The organism is Nocardia sp. NPDC050408, from assembly GCF_044458905.1.
Classification (GTDB): domain Bacteria; phylum Actinomycetota; class Actinomycetes; order Mycobacteriales; family Mycobacteriaceae; genus Nocardia.
The window spans coordinates 235011-257472 of record NZ_JBITIL010000010.1 but is presented as its reverse complement, the minus strand read 5'-3'; the positions used below and the strand labels follow the sequence as shown (position 1 = coordinate 257472).

Genomic DNA, 22462 nt, shown 5'->3' with positions numbered 1-22462 from the left:
AGAGCGCGCTAAATTCATCACACAGTGAATTCAACACTCGATGAATTGAGGCGTCCCATGACGGACCTGCACTCATCCCACGCCGTCGAGGTTCGCAACCTCACCGTGCGCCGCGGCGGCCGCGAAGTCCTACACAACATCTCGCTGACCATCCCGCGCGGTTCCATCACCGGACTGCTCGGACCGTCGGGATGCGGCAAGACCACGCTCATGCGCAGCGTCGTCGGAACCCAGATCGTGGCGTCCGGCGAGATATCCGCGCTCGGACTACCGGCGGGCGCAGCGGAACTGCGGCATCGGATCGGTTATGTGACCCAGGCACCGAGCATCTACCGCGATATCAGCGTGCGCGAAAACGTCGCCTACTACGGCGCGCTCTACGGCCGTGATCGCGACGACATCGACACAGCCATAGCCGCGGTCGGTCTGCTCGACAACGCCCATCAGCGCGGCGACGAGCTCTCCGGCGGCCAGGAGACCCGCGCATCACTGGCCTGCGCCTTGGTCGCGCAGCCGGAGGTGTTGATCCTGGACGAACCGACGGTCGGCCTGGATCCGGTACTGCGCGTCGACCTGTGGAAACAGTTCCACGAGTTGGCCGCCAACGGAACGACACTGCTGGTCTCCAGCCACGTGATGGACGAGGCCGAGCACTGCGACAAACTGCTGTTGATGCGCGAGGGCGATCTGCTCGCCGAGCTCAGCCCGGACGAACTGCGCACCGAGACCGGTGAGCAGAACCTCGAACAAGCCTTCCTCACTCTGATCACGATGGGACGTGCGGCATGACTACCACCCTCATACCGCGCCACCGGACACCGACGCTGCGTCCCTATGTCGCGACGACCGGACGCATCCTGCGTCAGCTGCGCAACGACCACCGCACTGTCGCAATGATTCTCGTGGTTCCCGCGGTCCTGATGGCGCTGCTCTACTTCATCTACAAGGACGCCCCGACCAACCCGTTGAACCCGGTGCCGATCTTCGACCGCGTCGGCATCAGCATGCTCGGCATCCTGCCGTTCATCGTGATGTTTCTGATCACGGCGATCGCCATGCAGCGCGAACGCACCTCCGGCACCTTGGAGCGGTTGCTGACCACACCGCTGTCGAAGCTCGATCTGCTCGCCGGCTACGGCACCGCCTTCTCGCTGGCCGCGGCGGCACAGGCGGCGGTGGCCTGTCTGGTCTCCTTCGGGCTGCTCGGCCTGGATTCGGCGGGCAGTCCGGTCTGGGTGGTGGTGATCGCCATGGTCGACGCGATCTGCGGCGTCGCACTCGGGCTATTGGCAAGCGCCTTCGCACGCACCGAATTCCAGGCCGTGCAGTTCATGCCGGTGGTGGTCGCACCGCAGATCTTCCTGTGCGGCTTGCTTGTTCCGCGCGGACAGTTGCCCGGCTGGTTGGAGGCGATCAGCAATGTGCTGCCGTTGAGCTATGCGGTCGATGCGCTGCAACAGGTTTCGACACATTCGGATGTCACGGGTCAGATGCTGCGTGATCTGGCTGTCGTCGCCGGATTCGCCATTGTCGCGCTGTGCCTGGGCGCGGCCACGCTACGACGGCGGACCACGTGACGGCCGAGGAGACCGCACCGGACCCGACGACCAACGGCGACCGGGGCACTCGCTCCGGTCGCCGGCCGGGTCGCTCCGGCGCCCGCGAGGACATCCTCGCTGCCGCCCGCGCCCGCTTCGCCGAAATCGGTTTCGACAAGACCTCGATTCGCGCCGTCGCCGCCGACGCCGGGGTGGATCCCGCGCTGGTCCACCACTATTTCGGGACCAAACAGCAACTGTTCGCCGCGGTGGTCGAGTTGCCGATCGATCCTGAGGCCACGCTGCGTCTGATCGAGGCCGCGCCGCTGGATCGGCTCGGCGAAACCATTCTCGGTTCGGTGCTCGCGGTATGGGACTCCCCCGCTGGTCCCGGGATCGTCGCGGCGGTGCGCAGCATTCTCGCGGGCGGTGATACCGCGCTGGCCAGGACATTTGTCCTGGATGTCGTCCTGGAACGGGTACGGATGCGGATCGCGAAGCCCGAGGATGACGGTCGCGCCCGGGTCGCGCTGGTGGGAACGCAGATGATCGGCGTGCTGGTCGCGCGCAAGATCCTGGAGATAGAACCGCTGGCCTCGATGCCGGGTCCCGAACTGGTCGCGGCCGTCGCCCCCACGCTGCAGCGCTATCTCACCGGTGAAATTGATACTCCCGCACCGTGATTCGCGGTGGCGCACGCTATCGTGCGCCACCGAGCGGATAACTGCTCAGGCGTCGGCGTGCTGGCTGGTGAAGGCGGCGTGCTCGGCGTCGGTGACATCGCGGGCCTCATCGATCAGCAGCACCGGAATGCCGTTCTCGATCGGGTAAGCGCGGCGCAGGCGCGGGTTGTAGAGGGCGGTCGCGCCCTTGTCGTCGCGGACCAACAGCAGCGGACCCTTGTCCTGCGGGCAGGCGAGCAGGCTCAACAGTGTGGCGTCCAAGGCGGTTTCCTCCGGCATGATCGATAACTTACCCGGCGCCTAGAACCGTTCCGCACCCGAACCGCCCGACGGCGGCTCGGGCATGGGCGCCCGGCGGAACGAGATGTAGCGATGCCCGAAGAAGCTCGCGATGGCGACCAGACCCATCACCACCACCGCGGCCGGCCTACTCGGCAGATGCAGCACCGAAACGGCCAGCGACAGCAGTGCGATATTCATCAGCAGCCCACCGGAATTGACCGCCACGAAGCGAACGAAATCGCGCAGCATATGTCCGCGCACCCGGAAGACCAACGTGCGATGCAGTACGAACGCGATAACGATGCTGACGGAATAGGCGGCGACGACCGCGACCGCGGGCGGCACCCGCTCGCCGAGCACCGACAGCCACAGCAGCGTCAGCACCATCCCCAGCGCGGTATTGAACGCACCGACCATCGCGAAGGCGATCTCCTGCCGACGCACCAGCCGCAGCAGCAGACCCGGATCCTCGGCACCGGTCGCGCCCGCATGATCCGCCGTGAATTCGGCCTGCTGGTCAGCTGTCAACGAGATACTCCCGCCAGATCGGGTTCCGAAACAGACGCGGTCACCGGCGGTTCGGTCCGCTGCGCGTCGTCCTCGTCGCGCTCGCGACCGCGCACGAACATCCACTGCAATGCGCCGATTCCGAACAGCCCGAGCAGTATCGCGACCCCGCCGATCTTCCACCCCGGCGGCCGCCAGGTCAGCTCCAGGTCGCCGTTCTTGGTACCGGCCGGAATATCCACGGCGACGAAGGTTTTCGCGACCACGTCAAAGGGGATCGCCCGGCCGTTCAGCTTCACCTGATAGCCCGGCCAGCCCAGCCGGGCGAAGACCACGCGACCACCAGTATCCGAACTCACGCGAACCCGGCTGGTCAGCTCCGATTCCGACACCGACGTCGCGGTGCCGCCCGAGACCGTCGACACCCGGCCGTTCTGCGTGGACAGCAGCCCACCCACTCGCTCGAGCACCGCGATGTACTGCTCATGGTCCGGGTAGTCGACCCAATGCCAGCCAGATGGTGCGGGTTGATTGCGCGCGTCCGGGTACAGCGCCTTCTGCAGCACTACCCGATCCACCTTCATCAGGTCGACGATCGTCATACCGGTAGTGGGCTCCGTCGCGAAGGCCCGCCGGAAGGCATCGGGGCAGACGCTGGTGTCCCAGCGCATGCACAGCATTTCACCGAACCAGAAGTGCCCGTTGGGCGTATAACCGCTGACGTAGGTCTTCTCCAGATCCTTGGCGTAGTTACCGAAGACCAGCGATCCGTACGCGCCCCGCAGCGAACGATCCTCCGGCCGGATCAGCCCGCGATCGGCCAATTGCAAGGTGGTGCCCCGAAATTCGGGAAACGCGGCCTTCATCTGCGACCGCTGCTCGGGCAGATTCCAGCTCATCGGCGTCGGCTGTGCCGCACGCACCTGCAGGAACGCGATCGGGAACACCGAAACGATGGTCAACGCGCAGGCCGCCGCCATGCTCTTCTTCATCCCGAGCCACACGACGGCCGCGCCGAGCACGGCGATTCCGACCGCCGCCACCACATGCCAGATGACCTCGCGCGGCGCCGCCGAGAACGACCGCACCCACAGCAGCCCGATCAGCACGCCCGCTGCGATACCGCGGCCACGCCAATTCTCGAAGGTGGCGAAGCGGCCGAGCAGCACGCACACCAGCACCAACAGTCCGAGGGCCAGCATCGGCAACACTCGCGCGGGCCAGCGCAGCGGGCCGATGGTGCCCGGCCCCGCCGTCCACATCAGCGCCATCAACGCGACGAGCGCGATCGCGCTGAACTCCCGCCACGAAGCGCGCGCCTTGCGCCAGTCGACGAAGGCCAGCGCCGGAATCAGGAACCAGGCGATATAGACCACCGGCATCGGCTGCACATAACCCCACCAGGAGTTGTACGCGGGCAACGAGCTGGGCAGGCTGGCATTGAGCGATTCCGACCATGGCACGGTCAGGAACTGGTCGTTATTGATCTGAGCCGTGCCGCGCCACGTCACCTTCGCCGACAGCATGCTCGGCAGATAGGTGGCCAGCCCTGCCACCGCAGCACAGCCCGCGACCGCGAGCAGTCGCAGCGACGGCTGCCATTTGCGTTGGTAAACAACCTCCCCCACGGCCACCGCGCCGATCATCAGCCCGGCCTCGACCGCGGGGAAAATGTATTGCACCGAGATGGCCAGATACAGGAAAACGAAGGTCGGGATCGGCCCGCCACGTCCCCGTGCGTAGCGCACGCTGGATGCCCATGCATGCACCAGCCACGCGGTACCGGTGAAGGCGGTGTACCAACTGGCCTCGTCGAAGAACAGCAGCCAACCGGTGAACGGAATCGACACACCCGCGACGGCGGCCCACGGCAGCCGCGCCCCGTACTCCAGGCAGATGCGGTACACACCGGTTCCCAGGACGACCGCGAAGATCAGCTTGATCACGGTGGTGTAGAGCGCGATATTGTCGACCGAGGGCGCGATCAGATCGATCAGCAGTTGCGGCGGATTCAGCAGGCCCGCCTCCTCAATGGCGTAGTTGCCTGCCATCCAGTGCTCGGGGACCAGCACCGGGAACTGTCCGTCGCGCAGGGACCGGCCGAGCATCACCCACAGCGGGCCGTACTGCGACTCACTGTCATCCGTGTAGAAATGCCTGGCATTGGCCAGCAGGACGGCAACATATCCGGCGATCACACCGAGCGCGGTTATGAATCCCCACTTGTACACGTCCCGCCGGGCGGGGGCGCTGCTTTCCACCACGAGTTCCAGACCCTACAGGGCGCACTCGTCGAGGGACACCTCCGATCGGGATGCACGGATCGACCGCTACGAGACCACGTCCGCCAATTCACGATCCGGCTCGCCGGGGCTCGGATGATCCGCCGCCGGCGGCTCCGGGGCCCGACGCCGCGATCGCACCCACAGCCACTGCACCACCCCGATGGCGGCGATGCCGAGCGCTGTGGTGCCGATTCCGATCTTCCAGCCCGGCGGCCGCCAGGTCAGCACCAGTTCGGCGTTCTGCGTGCCGGCGGGTATGTCGACGGCGACAAAGGACTTCGCCACGGTGGTGATCGGGATCTGCTTACCGTCCAGGGTCACCCGGTAACCCGGCCAGCCGAGGCGCGCGAATACCACCTTGCCGCCGCCGGCCGAGGACACCCGTACCCGGCTGGTGGTATCGGTCTCCGAAATCGATGTCGCTGTCACATTTTTCGCATCCGCGACGCGACCGTTCACCGTCGAGATCAAACCGTCCACGCGTTCCAGCACCGAGATGTAGCGCTCGTGGCCGGGATAGTCGACCCACTTCCAGCCCTCCGGTGCCGGCTGATTGCGCGCATCGGGGAACAGGGCGCGCTGCAACACCACCCGGTCCAGCTTCATCAGATCGACAAGGGGACGGCCGGTGGTCGGCTCCGGGGCGAACATCCGCCGATAGGCGTCCGGGCAGACGCTGCTGTCCCACCGCATGCACAGCAGTTCGCCGAAATAGAAGTGACCGGTCGGGGTGTACCCATTGACATAGGTCAGCTCGAGCGATTTGGCGTAGTTGCCGAAGACCAGAGATCCGTAGGCGCCGTCGAGGCTCATATCGTCGCGCTGCAGTAACCCGCGCTCGCCGAGTTGGATCGTGGTACCGGGAAAGTCCGGGAACGCGGCCTGCGCCTCGGACCTGTTGGTCGGCAGATGCCATGTCATCGGTGTCGGCTGAGCGGCATTGACCTGATAGAACGCGATCGGGAACATCGCGACGATGATCAGCACACCCGCGGTGGCCAGACTCCGGTTACGCCCCAGCCATACCGCTCCGGCGGCGAGCGCGCCGATCGCGGCGGCCGCCAGTACGTGCCGGACCACATTGTGTGGATCCGCGGAAAAGGACCGCACCCACAGCAGACCGATCAGCACAGCGGCAGCGACGCCGCGACTCTTCAGATCACGGACGGTGGCGTAGCGCCCGAGTAACACACAGACCACCACGAGCAGGCCGAGCGCGAGCATCGGCAGCACCCGCACCGGCCAGCGCAGCGGACCGATCGAACCCGGTCCGGCACTCCACATCAGCATGATGATCGCGAACAGTGCGACCCCGCTGAGCTCGCGCCAGGATTCGCGGGCGCGCCGCCAGTCGATGAAGGCCAACGCTGGAATCAGGAACCAGGCGATATAGGTGACCGGCATCGGCTGGATATAGCCCCACCAGGAGGTGAACGCGGGCAATGTGCTCGGCAGACTGGCATTCAGCGATTCCGACCACGGCACCGTCAAGAACTGGTCGTTGTTGATCTCCATGGTGCCGCGCCAGGTCACCTTCGCCGAGAGCATGCTCGGCAGAAAGGTCAGCAATCCGGCCAGGCCGGCACCCGTCGCGGCGAGGGTCAACCGCGCCACCGGCTGCCATTTGCGTTGGTAGACGAGCTCGCCCACCGCGACGGCGAGCAGCATCAGCGCCGCCTCGACGGCCGGGAAGATGTACTGCGTGGAGATGGCCAGGTAGAGGTAGATGAAGACCGGAATCGGCCCGCCGAGACCGCGGGTGTAGCGCACCGACGACGCCCAGGCATGGACCAGCCATGCGGTGCCGGTGAGCGCAGTCATCCAACTGGCCTCGTCGAAGAACAGGAAGAAACCCGACAGCGGGAACGCGACACCCGCGACCGCGGACCACACCGGCCGCGCACCGTATACCAGGCAGATCCGGTAGACACCGAGCGCAGCGATGATCGCGAAGATCAGTTTGACGACGGTCGCGTACACCGCCATGTTGTCGACCGACGGCGCGATCAGATCGATCAGCAGCTGCGGCGGGTTGAACAGGCCGGCATCATCCATCGTGTTGTTGCCCGACATCCAGCGCTCGGGCACCAGCACCGGGAAGGTGCCGTCACGCAGCGCGCGTCCCAATCCCACCCAGAGTCCGGTGTACTGGGATTCGGTGTCGTCGGTGTAGAAGTGCCGTGCGTTGGCCAGCAGTACCGCCAGGTATCCAGCGATGACACCGAGTGTGCAGACGGCACCCCATCGGTACACCTCCCGACGTGAATCGGGCTCCCTGTCGCGGGCGTCGGGTCCTGCGTTTTTCGCCTCCGTCACTGCACCAACCGTCACGAGTTCCAAACCCTACAGCGCACAGTCGAGCTTGGCATCGAACCGCCGACACCACCATGATGGTGCGATGAGCTGCTCCGGAATGCCGTATGCGTACCGTGTTAAAGTTCACGGCGGCTCGGGCTCTGCTGTCCAGCGGAGATTACCGGCACGCACCGTCATCGAAAGTCGATCCAGCTGATGCCGATTCCCACCGCCCACCCCAACGGCTCGCCCGCGGGTGCGACCAACGGACGCCCCGCTCGGCCGGGCGCCGACCAGCCGCACGCGGTATCGGTCGTGGTGCCGATCTATCGGGGCGAAGAAACCATCGGTGGACTTGTCGAAGAACTGCACCGGCTGACCGATCCCACCGACACTCCCGGCGGCGTCGCCTTCACGGTCGGCGAGATCATCCTGGTACACGACCACGGTCCCGACCGCTCCGATGTGGTGCTGCAGGAACTCGAGCAGACGTATCCGGAGGTCCGCGTCGTCTGGCTCAGCCGCAACTTCGGGCAGGACGCCGCAACCATCGCCGGAATGTCGGCCGCCCGGGGCGACTGGATCGTCACCATGGACGAGGACGGCCAGCACGATCCCGCCTTCATCGGCGCATTCCTGGACGCGGCCCTGACCGAGCGCGCCGATCTGGTCTATTCGAAGCCGACCAACACCCGCCCGCACGGATTCCTGCGCAATATCACCTCGCGCGGCGCGAAGGTGGTGCTCGCGACGATCTTCGCCTTCCCGGACTCCACCCGATTCGAAAGCTACCGGCTGATCCGCGGCGATATCGGCCGCCAACTCGCCGAGGTCGCCTCCAACGGCGCCTACCTCGACGTCGCGCTGACCTGGGTGGTCGGCACCGTCGCCCAGGTGCCGGTGACCTTGCGCGCCGAGGGCCGTGAGGACTCCGGCTACAACTATCGCCGTCTGTTCTCGCTGTTCTGGAAAATGGTTCTGTGCAGCGGAACCCGGGGCCTGCGGCTGGTCAGCCTGCTCGGGGTAACCCTCGCGCTGGCCGGTGGCGTGATGGCCGCCTTCGTCGTATACGAGGCGCTCACCGCCGATAATTGGGCGCCCGAGGGCTGGGCCTCGATGATCGTCGTGCTGCTGCTATGTTCGGGAACGATCTTGTTCTCGCTGGGACTCATCGCCGAATACCTCGGTGTGGCTTTGCATATCCTCGTCGGCAAGCCGTTGTACCTGACCGTCGGTTCGCCGACGCCGCGCCCGGCGGATAACCGAGAAATGACCACAACCGCCGCCAGCAGGGAGAACGACCAGGTTGAGCACTGACCGAGTCATCTTCAGCCGCCCGTTCCGGGCCCGCCGCGAACTGGCCAATCTGGAGGCCGTTCTCGCCTCCGACCACAGTCACGGCGACGGGCGGTTCACCGCCTCGGCCACCGCGAAGCTGAAGACCATCACCGAGGCGCCGCATGCGCTGCTGACCACCTCGTGCACCTCCGCACTGGAGATGGCGGGTCTGCTGCTCGAGCTCGGCCCCGACGACGAGGTGATCGTGCCGAGTTTCGCGTTCACGTCGACCGCGACGGCCATGGCACTGCGCGGCGCCACCTGTGTCTTCGCCGATATCGACCCGGAAACAGGCAATTTGGATCCCGAATCGGTCGCCGCGGTGATCACCGAGCGAACCAAGGCCGTTGTGGTCATCCACTACGGCGGGGTGGCCGCCGATATGGCCGGGCTGCTCGCACTCGCCGACGCGCACGGCATCGCCATTGTGGAGGACAATGCGCACGGCCTCGGCGGCCGGTGGCGCGATCGCCCACTGGGCACCCTCGGCACCCTCGGTACGCTCAGCTTCCACGACACCAAGAACGTGCACTGCGGCGAGGGCGGTGCACTACTGCTCACCGACGAGATCCTCATGTCGCGCGCCGAGATCATCCGCGAGAAGGGCACCGACCGCGCTCGTTTCCTGCGCGGCGCGGTGGACAAGTACTCCTGGCAGGATATCGGCTCCAGCTATCTGCCCAGCGAGCTCAACGCGGCGGTGCTGGACGCGCAGCTGGACGAATTCGAGACGATCCAGACCGGACGGCACCGGGTTTGGGACGCGTACGCCGCCGCACTGCCGGACTGGGCCCGCCGCAACGATGTCCGGCTCATGGCGGTGCCCGAGGACCGAACACATACCGCGCATCTGTACTACCTGCGCACACCTACCGAGCGGCAGCGCGACGATCTGATCGCACATCTGGCCGCACGCGGTATTTCGGCGCCGTTCCACTATGTTCCGCTGGATTCCAGCCCGGCCGGACTCAAACTGGGCCGCACCCCGAAGCCCTGTCTGCGCAGCGCCGAATTCTCGGGAACCGTTGTTCGCCTGCCACTTTGGCCCGACCTCACCGACGATCAGATCGCCAGGGTCATCGACGCCGTCACCGCATACACCGTTTAGGCGAGCGCCGGGCCCGCCTCACGCGGTGAGCACGAACAGCTTCTCCCTGCCACCGGCGATCAGCGACCGCTGTACCACGCGCGCCTCGTAACCGCGGAAGAACGCGTCCAGAGTCGCCTCGCTGAACCGGCGCGCCTGTGCGCCGTCGCCCGCATCGGTGAACCGCTGGCCGATCGCGGCGAGCACCCGATTGTCGCTTGTGGCCAAGTTGCGAATCGGCTCCGCGATGATCACCTGCTTTCCCGCCGCCGCCAGCATCCGATCGATGACCGGAGCAGGTTCGGGCAGAAAGTGATACAGGCTCGACTGCATGATGACGTAATCGGCCTCGGGCAGTGGGGTATCGGAACGCAAGTTCCACACCACGCCGCGTCCACCCGCCCGGGCCAGCCTGGCGATGAATCGGCCGTTGAGGTCGAGTCCGGCGTATTCGATGGACCGGTCGCGCAGGTAGCGGGTGTACAGCGTCGCGGGCCCACAGCACAGGTCGACCACGCTGGCGCCATCGGGCACGAGTTCGGCTATCGCGCGATACCGAGCGGGGTAGTGCCGCCCATACAGCCCCCGCATCAACAGCTCGTAGATGGTTCCGCTGCGGTAGATAAGGCTCGGTCTCACTGCACCCCTGAACAGTTGTCGACGTGGCAACTACGCCACCCGGATGCGCCGGGCAGCCCGCGAGGAACCGCCCTCTTGGTAATGAATCAACCGACTCGCCAACACGATCCGGCGCGTCAAGCGTACAAGCCTACGGCTGCCGCTGCTGAGGGGCCGCTTCCTCGCGGATTTCGCGCAGTCTGGTCGCCGCATCCTTCGTGGGACGGGGCGGGAGCGCGGGTGGCGGGGTGGCCGGCAGCTGTGGCGCTTCGGTCCCGGTGGCTTTGGCTTTGCCGCGACTGCCGACGTAGAGCCGGAACACGCCGTAACCGGCTAACAGCAGGATCGCCAGTGGCACCAGGGACAGCACCAGACTCTTCACGAACCCGATCACCATCAGCGCACCCAGCAGTGCCAATATGCCGACGCCCAGCTTGACCTTCCACGACATCTCGAAACCTCCGTTGTCGCCGCGGACCTGGCGTCCACGCTACCCCGCCGTTCCGGCCGAAAACCGGAACGACGGGGGACGGGCTCACTCGGTGCCGAAGATGTTTGCGGCCTCGTCCTCGGTGAGGATTTCGTACGCGTCGGATTCCCGGTTGTACCACCAGGTATCAGGTCCCGGCCGCGGGCGGCCCGCCGCCTGCACGGCCCGCGTCGACGGGCGGTAGGAGGAACTGCGCGGGATCTCGTCGACGACGTACACGATGTCGGGCCGCTGGTCCGGATCGAGTGCGCGCACCGCCTCGGTCACGTCCTTGGGTTCCAGCCGGAAACCGTTGCGGACGCTGACCGCCGCCGCCGCCACCGCATGCTCGCCGGCGGGCAGTTCGTACGCGACCTCCATATCGACCGCGGTGATGTCGTTGAGCACGTCGACGATGGGCTGGGTGAAGACCGGACCGCGTTCGGTGTGAATCACCGTGTCCGTGCGATCGACCAGCCAGTAGTCGCCGTCGCTGTCGCGGCGGAAGAGGTTTTCCGTCGGCATCCACGCATCGCCCGCGGTGAATACCCCGCGGAACCCGCCGTCGGAGAGGTCTACGCCATCGGTCGCCTTGCCGATCAGCAGACCGACCTCGTTATCCGCGCACCGACGCGCGAAGCCCGACCCGTCTGTCTGGATCTGTTCGGTGACCGGGTCGTAGGCGACCAACTCCACCTTGGCGGTGCCGGGCACGGGACGGCCCTTGCAGCCCGCCTTCACACCGGCCACATTGGCCAGCACCACGTCGCCCTCGATGGAGGCGTAGAACTCGAGCACCCGAGCAGGCGCGAACTGCTCGGTCGTGCGTCGCCACAAGCCCGCGGGCATGCCCGAGCCGATGAACAGGCGGATAGGGTGCCAAGCTGGGGTGGCAGTCGGCGGAGCCGACGCGGTGGGTGAACGCAGTCCGGACGAGAAGACTTCGGCGTCGAGAATGTCGCGCAGCATGGTCCAGGTGTAGGTGACCACCGTGACGCCGTAGCGATGCACCTCCTCGCCGAAACTGGTCGGATCCAGCGACCTGGCCAACGCGATCCGGCTGCCGCCCGCGATCGCGCCGCCGAGGCTCACCAGCAGACCGGACGAATGATGCAGCGGCGCAAGGCAGTAGACGGTGTCCTTGCGATCCAGATCGGCCGAGGTCGCGGTGCCGAAGGCCGACAGCGCCCAACGGTGGTTGGTGATGTATTTGGTCTCCAGCCGGTCACCGGTGCCGGTGACGAGCACGAACGCCAATTCCCGCGCCAGACCCGGATCCGGGCGATACCAGGCCGGCAGCTCCACCTGCGTCGGATCGATCTGTTCCAGGTCGATCACGTCTTCGCTCAACGGAATATCGAGAGCGCGCGCGGCGCCGCCGCCGAGCACCAGGACCCGCGTATCGGTAGCCGCCGCCGCTCGCAGATTCTCCGGATCCGAGACCAGGGCTTTGATGCCGGTGAGTTCGATGGCCCGCTCCAACTCGCTACCGGGGGCGAGTAATACGGACACCGCACCGATACGGGACAGCGCGGCGACGGTGGCCAGCGCGCTCGGCCTGGTCTCCATCACCACACCGACGCGCATGGCCGGGCGGATGCCGACGGAGATGAGCCCGCGCACGACATTATCGATGCGCACGTTCACTGCGGCGTTGGTGTGCACGCGATCGTCGAAGAGGAACAGATCGCGCAGCGGCGCCCGCCGCGCCTGCTCGGCGACCAGTCGCCCCAACGAGATGCGGGTATGCGGCTGGATCATGCCGAGCCGGGTCAGTCGCGGCAGTGCGCGTGCGGCTTCACCGGCGAGTTCGATCGACCCGCGCACGGTATTGCTGGCCAAGCCCTCCAGCACCTTGCCGACGCCCGCGCCCGCCTCGGCCAGGGTGGCCGCGGTGTGCACGACTCGTGTGGCCGCCGAATTCGGTCGGTTGGTCGCCACATGTTCGGTCATCGGCGCGATCTCCGGCGGCAGCGGCTGATCGCCGTCCATCCAATCGATCCACTGACGCACGAGCGGCCAGGTGTGCCTGGTCGCCATGCTGCCCGCGACGAGGCCGAAATGTCCTGCCACCAAACTGGCTTCGTATACCTCCGCGTTGGGCGCGGCCCGGACAATACCGCGCACCGCGGCGGGTTGGCCGATATCGTCGACCTCGCCGACGAACGCCAGGATCGGGCACTTCAGTTCGGCCAGTGAAATCGGGTGGCCCCGGATCACGAAGCCGCCGAGCATCATTCGGTTGTGCGCGACGAACTGCTTGAGCAGATCCGCCGCCGCCGGACCGGCGTAGCCGACCCAACCGTCATTATTGAGGAACCGACGCTGACGTTCCTTGGGCAGTAACGCCTCCCGGTCGTGCAGCTGGCGCAGGAAGTCGATGCGCGATTTGGCGGTCTTCACCGGATCGAGCATCTGGAAGCCGAGCCGGACCATCGAATCGGTGATCGGCAGCCGGGTCACCACATGGTCGGCCAGGAACTCCGCGACATCGGAGACCATGCCGTACGGCAGTCCGAACGGCATACCCGCGACCACATCCACGGGGCTGCCGAAGGTCACGATGCTCTCCACACCCTTACCGGACCGGTAGGCGGTGGCCTGATAGGCGAACATGCCGCCCTGCGAGTACCCCATCAGGTGCACATCGGCGCCGGTCGCTTCGCAGACTGTATCGATGGCGCTGTTGACCGCGAGGACGTGATCGGCCAGATCCCGTTCCCAGCCGCCCTCCTCACTTGCGGGCGAACCGAAATCGATCACCCAGCAGTCGATTCCGCCGCGATGCAGAATGCCGACCGCGCCGTCCTCGGCGTTGACATCCCAGATATCGGCATTGACCATCAGCGGCGGCACCAGGACCGCGACCGGGCGGTGTCCATGGCGGCCGTCCCGGGGCCCTCCGTGGTTACGCACGCTGTCGCCTGCGGGTCCGTCGCTCAGGCCGAGGCTCGGCGTCGGATCGTCGGGGAAGTAATGGCGCAGTCGATACATTCTGCGCCGTTCGACGATCTCGAACGGCGACGACTCGACATCGGTGCTCAACCCGCCGAAGCGGATGACCTCGAGGCCGTTCTGGGCCGTTGCCATCAACCGCTGCACCGACCCGACCACACTTTCCACATTCAACTTCACGATCGCTCCTGGCCCTACCCTGCAAAGTGACCCGCATCACACACCCCGATGTGCTCAGACGAGCTTCCCACACCGTGTATCCATTATGGGGCGGCTGTGACAGGTTCCATGCCAGGTCTGGGCCGATGATGCGGGATGTTCGCGGCGGCGGTGCGCAAAAGATACCGACCGCGCAGCTTGCTCGGTCCGCGCCGATCCATCCAGGGTCGTTATCGGCAGTTATCCGTATCGAGGTCATGTCGTAACCATCCGAAAAACAGACCAGCATTCTCGTGGCTTCTTCTTCGAGATTCGCGTGCGCACAGCATCTTTCGCGGTTTAGGATCGAAGCCGTTCGGAACGCAATGTCGCGTAAGCCAATTCGCACGGGAGAGTCGGTTACCGTCTGCATGCCTCGGTCCCGCCACTTCTCTCGGCAACCATGCCGCCATACCCAGCAGGCCTGCCGCCTGTCGAATTGTTGTGCACCACCGCCGATTTCGAAATGCGATCGACAACAAATACAGCACAATCGACCGTCTCGGTGACCATCTCAGGTGAGGACAACGCATGACCATCGAAATGCCAGTCCAAACAGAAACCAACGGGCACAAGAGCCTCAGCACCGGTGCCGCCCACCAGCTCGCGCACACCACAAAATCCGAGCCGCAGATGCAGGGCATCACCTCGCGCTGGCTCACCCGTGCGTTGCCGTGGACGCAGGTCAACGGTGGTATTTATCGTGTGAACCGACGGTTGACCCACACCGTGGGCAACGGTGAGGTCGAGTTCGTCATCGACGGCTCGCAAGCCAGAGTGATCCCGATGGAACTCACCGAACTTCCGCAATTGCGAGACTTCGACGACGAAGACGCGCTGCGGGCACTGGCCCAGCGTTTCGAGCAGCGTGACCTCGAACCCGGTACGGTGGTCGCCGAATTCGGCAATCCGATGAATCAGGTCATGCTGATCGTGCACGGCAAGCTCAGCAAGATCGGCACCGGTGAATTCGGCGAGCAAACCAAGCTCGGCATGCTGGGCGGCGGCGATTTCTTCGGCGATGAAACCCTCATCGACGGGTCCGGAATTTGGCCGGTGACCGTCAAAACCATCACTCAGACCACAATGCTGGTGCTGCCCCGGCAAAGGCTCGAGGAAATGCTCGAGAACACCCCGGCGCTGCGCGAGCAATTGTCCCGTATCGCCGACGCACCGGCGCGCCCGCAAAATACCAAGGGCGAGGCGAATATCGAGATCTCCTCGGGCCACTTCGGTGAGCCGTTGCTGACAGGCACCTTCGTCGACCTCGACGCCGCCCCGCGCGAATACGAGCTCAGCCTGGCCCAGAGCGTGCTGCGGGTGCACACGCGCGTCGCCGACCTGTTCAACGATCCGATGAACCAGGTCGAACAGCAGCTGCGGCTGACCATCGAGGCGCTCTACGAGCGACGCGAGAGCGACCTGGTCAACAATCCCGATTTCGGGTTGCTGCACAATTGCGACCTGAAACAGCGCATCTACAGCGAGTCCGGCGCACCGACGCCGGACGATATGGATGAGCTGTTGAGTATGCGGCGCAGTACGAAACTGTTTCTGGCACATCCGAAGGCGATCGCCGCCTTCGGTCGTGAATGTAGTAAGCGCGGTTTGTATCCGGATCCGGTCGAGGTGGACGGGCACCGCGTGTTCGCCTGGCGTGGCGTCCCGATCTACCCGTGCAGCAAGATCCCGGTCAGCGATACCCAGACCACCTCGATTCTTGCCATGCGCACCGGCGAGAAGGATCAGGGCGTCATCGGCCTGCACCAGACCGGAATTCCGGACGAATACGAGCCGAGCCTGAACGTCCGCTTCAAGGGCATCGACGACCAGTCGATCATCTCCTACCTGGTCAGCTGCTACTACTCGGCGGCCGTGCTGGTGCCGGACGCGCTGGGCGTGCTCGACAACGTCCTGGTCGCCCGGCAGGCGGACTGACCGGGGTGATGACCGATGTCGGTGCTCTCGCGCGCCTCGGCACCACCCGCCACCCACGAGGTGGCCGCCGCTGTCGCGGCACTGCTGTCCAACCTCGATACCACTGCTCCCCCGATACTCCCGCTGGAGGTTTCGGAACCGGAAACCACGACTCCACCTGAAAACGCCGAGATACCGGAAAGTACGGAATTACCCGAATGCACAGCAATACCCGAATCATCCGAAACCCAGGTGGTGGAGACTGATTCGCCAGAACTGGACCTACCTACCCAACCTGAGACGGTTGTTCCGCGGAGCCTGCGCGGACCCAGCGGCCTGGGCGCGGCTGCAGTCCTACTTCCGACGTCCACCACCACCCAAGCGGGACTACCTACTACTGAGGTACCCGACCCCGCACGCACACCTACTATCCGGGCGGCTGGTCTCCAGCCGCCACCGGTGGCGTTCAACGCCACATCGATCGCTGTCGGCGTGGCGCAGGGGGCTGCGCCGGCAGCAATCGAATCGGAACCTCCTCGGAGACGAATTCCATTCGGCCCCACCGGATTAGGTACCGCATCGGCCTACCTGCACGGCACCGCGGCACCGATTCCACCCCTGTACTGTCCACCGCCGTTGCGCGATGATCCGGCGTTGGCCGAACTGGTCAACGACGGGCTCATCGACTGGGCGCGCGATATCGGCCTTTACGCAGGGCGCCTGGACGAACTGCGCGATGCCGACTTCGGCCGATTGATCATGCTCGCCCATCCGGACAGCAACGATCCCGACCGGCTGCTCGCGGCCGCGAAATGCGCGGTCTCCGAATGGTCGGTCGACGATTACTACCGCGAGGAAGGAGCCGATGAGACCGCACCCGACGGCACGCCGTCCAGCGCCGAGGCCGAACTCGGCCCCCGCCTCGAATTGGCCGCCGCCGCAATGGATCCCGTCCATCTTCCGGCGCGCTACCAGCAACAGTTGGAACGAGCGTCGCAGGCCGATCCGATCCTGCGCGCGTTTCGTACGTCCTTCGAGCATCTGTCCCGGTATGCGACCCCGGCACAGCTTGCTCGATTGCGTACCGAGATCGCCGGATGGTTCATCGCGCTCGGCGCGGAGGCGGGCTGGCGGGCCGCACACCGGATGCCACCGGTGTGGGAGTACCTCACCAATCGGCGGCCGCACAGTTTTCTGCCGTGTATGGCGCCGATCGATGTGGTCGGCGGCTATGAACTCCAAGCCGCCGAGTACACCGATCCGCGGGTGCGCCGGGTCGTCACCACTGCCGCACTCGCCAGTCAGATGGTGAACGATCTGTATTCGATGGCGCGCGAAGACCGTTCCGACGGTAGGGAATTCAACCTGCCGACGGTCTTGGCCGCCGAGGAGCGCTGCTCCCGGCGCGAGGCGGTGCTGCGCACCGCCATCGTGCACGACGAACTGGTGCACCGATTCGAACAGGAGGCCGGTCCACTGGCCGCGGCCGGATCGGCCGAATTGCGCCGATTCCTCGGCGGGCTCTGGGCATGGATGGGCGGCAACCGCGCCTGGCATGCCGCGAGCAAGCGCTACAACGAGTCGAATTAGCCAGTACCGCAACGAAATCAGTAGTACCGCAACACGAGAGGATGATCAGGCATGACCATGCTCAATCCCGACACGGGGTCCGTCCTGCGCACCAGCTACCAGAAAGCCGTTGCCGAGTACTGGAACAACAACCCGAATGACGACCGGGTCAATACCAGACTCGGTGAGGTCGACGGGCTGTTCCACCACCACTACGGTATCGGCGAACCCGATCAGGCGGCGTTGGCCGGGCCGGCGGATTCTCGCGAAGAACGGCTCGTCAAGGAATTACACCGCCTCGAGACCGCGCAGGCCTCGCTGCTGTTGGACCACCTCGGTGATATCCGGCCCGGCGATCGGTTGATGGACGGCGGATCAGGCCGCGGTGGTACGAGTTTTATGGCCAATCAGCGCTTCGGTTGTCAGGTCGACGGCGTCACCATTTCCGAATATCAGGTCGGCTTCGCCAATGATCAGGCCGCCCATCGCGGTGTCGCGGACAAGGTGCGCTTCCACTTCCGGAATATGCTCGATACCGGTTTCGACACCGGAGCCATGCGCGGCATCTGGACCAACGAGACCACCATGTATGTCGCGCTCGGCGAGCTGTTCGAGGAGTTCTCCAGGCTGCTCGAACCCGGCGGTCGCTACGTCTGCATCACCGGCTGCTCCAATGATGTCAACGGCGGACGCTCGGCCTCGGTCAGCTGGATCGACGCCCATTACGGCTGCATGATTCATCCGCGCAGCGAGTATTTCCGGGCTTTGGCCGACAACAATCTGGTGCCGGTCAATGTGATCGATCTGACCGCCGCCACGATTCCCTACTGGGAGCTGCGCACCGAATCCGAGCTGGCGACCGGGGTGGAGAAGCCGTTCCTGACTGCCTACAAGGAGGGCAGCTTCCAATACCTGCTGATTGCCGCCGATAAGGTGGGGCGATGAGCGAGCGGATCATGGGCGCAGCACCATCGGTCACAGCGGAGGCGACCGCCAGCGAGGTGGAGGCATGAGCCAGCGAGGTGGAGGCATGAGCCAGCGAATCATGGGCGCAGCACCATCGGTCACAGCGGAGGCGAGCGCTAGCGAGGTGGAGCTGTGACCGAAACGCTGGCCAAACCGATCACCGACCGTGAAGCCCTGCCCGTCGAGCTCGTGGACAAGGCAGGGCGCGCAGTCGGTGCGTGCCCGGTGGCGCAGGCGCATACCGCGCCTGGGCTGCTGCACCGCGCGTTCTCGGTGCTGTTGTACGACGATGCGGGTCGGGTGCTGTTGCAGCAGCGCGCTGCGGTCAAGACTCGGTTCCCGCTGCTGTGGGCGAACACCGCCTGCGGTCATCCCGCGCCGGGCGAGCCGGTGGCGGCGGCCGCGGCGGTCCGGTTGGCCGAGGAGTTGGGGTTGGCCACCGCGCTGACAGAGGTCGGCATCTTCCGGTATCACGCGCAGGATTCCGCGACCGGTCGAGTGGAGCACGAATGGGATCATGTGCTCATCGGTCGGCTGAATGCCGAGTTCCTACGGTCCGCGGCGCCACGGCCGGATCCGGCGGAGGTCGCCGACTATGCGTGGATCCAGCCGGAGGCGCTGCGGGATGCGATCGCCGACGATCCGGGGAGCTACACCCCGTGGTTGCTCGGTGTGCTCGATATCGCGGAAGAAGCTTTTCGGGTCATCTGAAGGTCAGCCGATGCCGGTACGTCGGCCGAGGCCGAGGCAGTCACCGATCATCTCCGGCGTCATTTCTTAGTCGGTGGTGATCCGCGCGTAGCTGCCTCGGCCGAGTCCGCGGGTGGCCTGGAGTGGGCCGGCAAGTCGGCGCGAGCGCGTCCCTCTCCTTGCTGGTTTTTGGTGAGACATATGTCTTGGCTGACTTTCGAGTGTCACCTGACATGTTCTGATGCGCATATCTACGTTTCAGCAAGTATTTCTGCGGATACACGGCACTTGTAACACCGAACAAAGCCTTCGAGAAATCACAGGAACGACACAGGGTGCGAACAGGAGCGACTCGGATCCTGGATCACATACGAGGTCTTGAATTCAGCGAGGTGCACGATGGTCGAAGTCGAAGTCACAGACGATAAGGTGACGGTTCATGTGCTCGGCGGGCACCGACTACTGGCGCTGCGCGAGCACGTGACCTTCGATCTAGCCGATATCAAAGGGGTGACCCCCGCCCCGGTCGATCTGCGCCCACCGTGGGTCCGCGCACCCGGCACCTTCTTTCCCGGTGTGATCGCTGCGGGGACCTATCGCGGCAGAGGGCGAAAAGAGTTCTGGGACACCAGGTTCGACGGCCAAGCCATTCTCATCGACCTCGCCGGTCCGGGGTTCACCCGTCTCGTAGTCGATGTCGACGATCCCGATGCGGCCATGGAAACCCTGACCGCCGCCGCCTGACCGCCGCCGCCTGACGGCTCAGAGTTTCGAGCCGAAGGAACGCAGCAGACCGCTGTACGGCTTCGGTTGTGGCGTGGCGAACTCTCCCCTACCCGATTTGCGCAGGCCGAGGGTGATCAGCGACTGCACGGTGAGGGTGGCCGCGGCAACGCCGTCGATCACCGGTACGCCGATCTCGTCGCGAATGTGGTTACAGAGGTCGGCCATGCCCGCGCAACCGAGCACGATCGCATCAGAGCCATCGGCGTCGACCGCATCGCTGCAGGCCTGCGTGATGATTTTGCGCGCATCCGGATCGTCCAGGGCGAGCACCGGGATCTCGCAGGCGCGGATCCCGCGGCAAAAGCGCCGCATGCCATAGCGATACACCAGTTCATCCGCGCGGCCGATGGTGCGGCTCAGCGTCGTGACGATGCTGAAGCCGCCACCGAGGTGACTTGCGGTGTACATGGCTGCCTCCGCGATGCCGATTACCGGGCCGCGTGCCAGTTCTCGGGCCGCATCCAAGCCGGGATCGCCGAAGCACGCGATCACATAGCCGTCGATACTTTCGTGTTCGCCGCGCCGGATGGCGTCGAGAATGCCTGGGACGCTGAGGGCTTCGTCATAATGACTCTCGATCGAGGCGGGCCCCATGTCGGCGGTTACCGCATCGAGCAGCGTGCCCCGGCCCGTTACGGCCTTGGCACACTGCTCGATCGTGTCGGTCATCGCCCTGGTGGTATTCGGGTTGACGACCCGGATGCGCATCAGGCACTGACTCCCTTCACTGCCAACCGGGTTCGGGTGGCCAGCAGGTAGTAGACGAGAAAGCCGAGGCCGCAGCCGATGAACCAGCTGTACTGCGCGGCGGTGTACATGCCGGTGACATCCTTGGCGAGCACCGGGATCACCGCGACGATCGCGCCGACGGCGGTGGCGATGATCGCTGCCGGGTTGTAACCCCTGCTGTACCAATAGGTTCCGGTCCGCGACAAGGTGAACAAGTCGTCGACGACGACCTGCTGTTTGCGCACCAGGTAGTAGTCGGCGATGAGGACACCGAACAGCGGGCCGATGAATGCGCCCAGCACTTCCAGGGTGTAGTGGATGACCTCCGGATTGTTGTACAGGTTCCACGGCGTGATCAGGATCGAGCCGACCGCGGCGATCATGCCGCCCGCGCGCCAGCTGATTCGCTGCGGGCTGACGTGCGAGAAGTCGAAGGCCGGTGAGATGAAGTTGGCGACGATATTGATGCCGATGGTGGCGATGGTGAAGGTCAACGCGCCCAGGACGATCGCGAAGGTGCTGTCGATACGGGCCACCGTCGCAACGGGATCGGTGATCAGCTGACCGTAGACCGGGACCGTCAGCGATGCGGTTATCACCACCAGCAGCGAGAACAGCAGGAAGTTGACCGGCAGCCCGAGCAGATTGCCGCGCCGCACCGCCGCGAAACTCTTTCCGTAGCGGGAGAAGTCGCCGAAGTTCAGCATCGGACCGGAGAAATAGGAGACCACCAGCGCGATCGCGCCGAGCATGACGGGGACCGAGGCCCAGCCGGTGTACTTCACCTCACCGAGCTTCAGGTCGATGGCGCTCCAACCGGCCTTGGCGATCAGGTAACCGCAGAGCAGGAACATCACGACATATACAGCGGGACCGCAGAAGTCGATGAACTTGCGAATCGATTCCATGCCGCGCCAGAACACGCAGGCCTGCACCACCCATAGCAATAGATAACTGCCCCATCCGAGCACCGAGAGACCGAGGAACCCATAGTCGTCGACGACCGCATACCGGGCCAGGCTCGGAAACAGTTTCACCAGTACGACATCCAGCGCCGCCGAGGCGAGGAAGGTCTGGATGCCGTACCAGGCGACGGCGATCAGGCCACGGATGATCGCCGGAATATTCGCGCCGAGCACCCCGAATGCGCTGCGGCACATGACCGGATAGGGCACCCCGGTCACCTGACTCGGCTTCGCGACCAGATTGCAGAAGAAATAGACGATGGTGATGCCGATCAGCAGCGCCACGAGTACCTGCCAGCTGGCTAGTCCGAGTGCGAACAGACTGCCCGCGGTGACATAGCCGCCGACACTGTGCACGTCCGACATCCAGAACGCGAAGATGTTGTAGGTACCCCAGGTCTGCTCGCGCAGCGGGGCCAGATCCGCATTCGTCAGCCGTGGGTCGTAGGCGGGCGACGCGGGAACAGGCGGCGCCGCGGTGGTAAGCGTTTCGGTCATGGTGTTTCCCATCCGAGGGTGGCTGTGCTATTTCGACCGACCTGCAAGCAGTCGCTAGCGGTGTGATCGAAACGACGGTAAGAACCA

Annotated in this window: 19 protein-coding genes; 10 read left to right on the top strand and 9 right to left on the bottom strand. The window is 65.2% G+C overall.

Features of this window, described 5'->3' with window-relative positions; translation table 11 throughout:
* Positions 1–57 precede the first annotated feature (57 nt).
* Genes ACIBJI_RS27200 through ACIBJI_RS27190 form a run of 3 tightly spaced genes read left to right on the top strand, consistent with a single transcriptional unit; the run spans position 58 to position 2221 of the window.
* Complete coding sequence (locus tag ACIBJI_RS27200; protein WP_364352103.1) at positions 58–789, top strand: ABC transporter ATP-binding protein; 732 nt, start codon at positions 58–60, stop codon at positions 787–789.
* Positions 786–1577: an ABC transporter permease gene (locus tag ACIBJI_RS27195; RefSeq protein ID WP_364352106.1), complete on the top strand. Its 792-nt coding sequence runs from the start codon at positions 786–788 to the stop codon at positions 1575–1577. Before ACIBJI_RS27200 ends, ACIBJI_RS27195 begins: the two co-directional genes overlap by 4 nt.
* Complete coding sequence (locus tag ACIBJI_RS27190) at positions 1574–2221, top strand: TetR family transcriptional regulator (protein ID WP_364352108.1); 648 nt, start codon at positions 1574–1576, stop codon at positions 2219–2221. Before ACIBJI_RS27195 ends, ACIBJI_RS27190 begins: the two co-directional genes overlap by 4 nt.
* Before the next feature lie 45 nt (positions 2222–2266).
* Here ACIBJI_RS27190 and ACIBJI_RS27185 read toward each other — a convergent pair whose 3' ends face one another.
* The 4 genes from ACIBJI_RS27185 to ACIBJI_RS27170 form a co-directional block, all read right to left on the bottom strand.
* Positions 2267–2500, bottom strand: coding sequence for a Trm112 family protein (locus ACIBJI_RS27185; RefSeq protein ID WP_040689305.1), 234 nt, complete (start codon positions 2498–2500; stop codon positions 2267–2269).
* Between the two features lie 21 nt (positions 2501–2521).
* Complete coding sequence (locus ACIBJI_RS27180; protein ID WP_397086453.1) at positions 2522–3031, bottom strand: GtrA family protein; 510 nt, start codon at positions 3029–3031, stop codon at positions 2522–2524.
* A complete protein-coding gene (locus ACIBJI_RS27175; protein ID WP_397086474.1) occupies positions 3028–5271 on the bottom strand; it encodes a hypothetical protein in 2244 nt (747 codons plus the stop codon). The genes ACIBJI_RS27180 and ACIBJI_RS27175 overlap by 4 nt, the downstream gene beginning before the upstream one ends.
* A gap of 69 nt (positions 5272–5340) precedes the next feature.
* Entirely contained in the window at positions 5341–7548 is a 2208-nt protein-coding gene (locus ACIBJI_RS27170; RefSeq protein WP_397086472.1) for a hypothetical protein, read from the bottom strand.
* A 258-nt stretch (positions 7549–7806) separates the two neighbouring features.
* On the opposite strand from ACIBJI_RS27170, the gene ACIBJI_RS27165 reads away from it, so the two are divergent.
* Positions 7807–8907, top strand: a complete 1101-nt coding sequence (locus ACIBJI_RS27165) for a glycosyltransferase family 2 protein (RefSeq protein ID WP_364352113.1) — start codon at positions 7807–7809, stop codon at positions 8905–8907.
* Positions 8897–10036: a dTDP-4-amino-4,6-dideoxygalactose transaminase gene (gene rffA, locus ACIBJI_RS27160; RefSeq protein WP_364352116.1), complete on the top strand. Its 1140-nt coding sequence runs from the start codon at positions 8897–8899 to the stop codon at positions 10034–10036. Before ACIBJI_RS27165 ends, rffA begins: the two co-directional genes overlap by 11 nt.
* Before the next feature lie 18 nt (positions 10037–10054).
* Here rffA and ACIBJI_RS27155 read toward each other — a convergent pair whose 3' ends face one another.
* The 3 genes from ACIBJI_RS27155 to ACIBJI_RS27145 form a co-directional block, all read right to left on the bottom strand.
* Positions 10055–10654, bottom strand: coding sequence for a methionine biosynthesis protein MetW (locus ACIBJI_RS27155; protein WP_364352119.1), 600 nt, complete (start codon positions 10652–10654; stop codon positions 10055–10057).
* Positions 10655–10784: 130 nt separating this feature from the next.
* On the bottom strand, positions 10785–11084 hold the full coding sequence (locus ACIBJI_RS27150) for a hypothetical protein (protein ID WP_396960033.1): 300 nt from the start codon (positions 11082–11084) through the stop codon (positions 10785–10787).
* Positions 11085–11168: 84 nt separating this feature from the next.
* On the bottom strand, positions 11169–14192 hold the full coding sequence (locus tag ACIBJI_RS27145) for an AMP-binding protein (RefSeq protein ID WP_397086470.1): 3024 nt from the start codon (positions 14190–14192) through the stop codon (positions 11169–11171).
* A 594-nt stretch (positions 14193–14786) separates the two neighbouring features.
* Between ACIBJI_RS27145 and ACIBJI_RS27140 the strand changes: the two genes are divergently transcribed.
* The 5 genes from ACIBJI_RS27140 (at position 14787) to ACIBJI_RS27120 (ending at position 20141) form a co-directional block, all read left to right on the top strand.
* Positions 14787–16193 carry a family 2B encapsulin nanocompartment shell protein gene (locus ACIBJI_RS27140; protein ID WP_364352128.1) on the top strand — a complete coding sequence of 469 codons (1407 nt, stop codon included), beginning with the start codon at positions 14787–14789 and terminating at the stop codon, positions 16191–16193.
* 15 nt (positions 16194–16208) lie between these two features.
* On the top strand, positions 16209–17762 hold the full coding sequence (locus ACIBJI_RS27135; RefSeq protein ID WP_397086450.1) for a family 2 encapsulin nanocompartment cargo protein terpene cyclase: 1554 nt from the start codon (positions 16209–16211) through the stop codon (positions 17760–17762).
* Positions 17763–17813: 51 nt separating this feature from the next.
* Positions 17814–18686, top strand: coding sequence for a geranyl diphosphate 2-C-methyltransferase (locus tag ACIBJI_RS27130; protein WP_364352134.1), 873 nt, complete (start codon positions 17814–17816; stop codon positions 18684–18686).
* Positions 18687–18839: 153 nt separating this feature from the next.
* Positions 18840–19418, top strand: coding sequence for an isopentenyl-diphosphate Delta-isomerase (idi, locus tag ACIBJI_RS27125; protein WP_364352137.1), 579 nt, complete (start codon positions 18840–18842; stop codon positions 19416–19418).
* 378 nt (positions 19419–19796) lie between these two features.
* Positions 19797–20141, top strand: coding sequence for a hypothetical protein (locus tag ACIBJI_RS27120; RefSeq protein ID WP_364352140.1), 345 nt, complete (start codon positions 19797–19799; stop codon positions 20139–20141).
* 18 nt (positions 20142–20159) lie between these two features.
* Here the strand turns inward: ACIBJI_RS27120 and ACIBJI_RS27115 are convergent, their stop codons facing one another.
* Positions 20160–20891 carry an aspartate/glutamate racemase family protein gene (locus tag ACIBJI_RS27115; protein WP_364352143.1) on the bottom strand — a complete coding sequence of 244 codons (732 nt, stop codon included), beginning with the start codon at positions 20889–20891 and terminating at the stop codon, positions 20160–20162.
* Positions 20891–22375 (bottom strand): NCS1 family nucleobase:cation symporter-1, encoded by a 1485-nt coding sequence (locus ACIBJI_RS27110; protein ID WP_364352146.1) that lies wholly within the window; start codon positions 22373–22375, stop codon positions 20891–20893. Before ACIBJI_RS27110 ends, ACIBJI_RS27115 begins: the two co-directional genes overlap by 1 nt.
* Positions 22376–22462 lie beyond the last annotated feature (87 nt).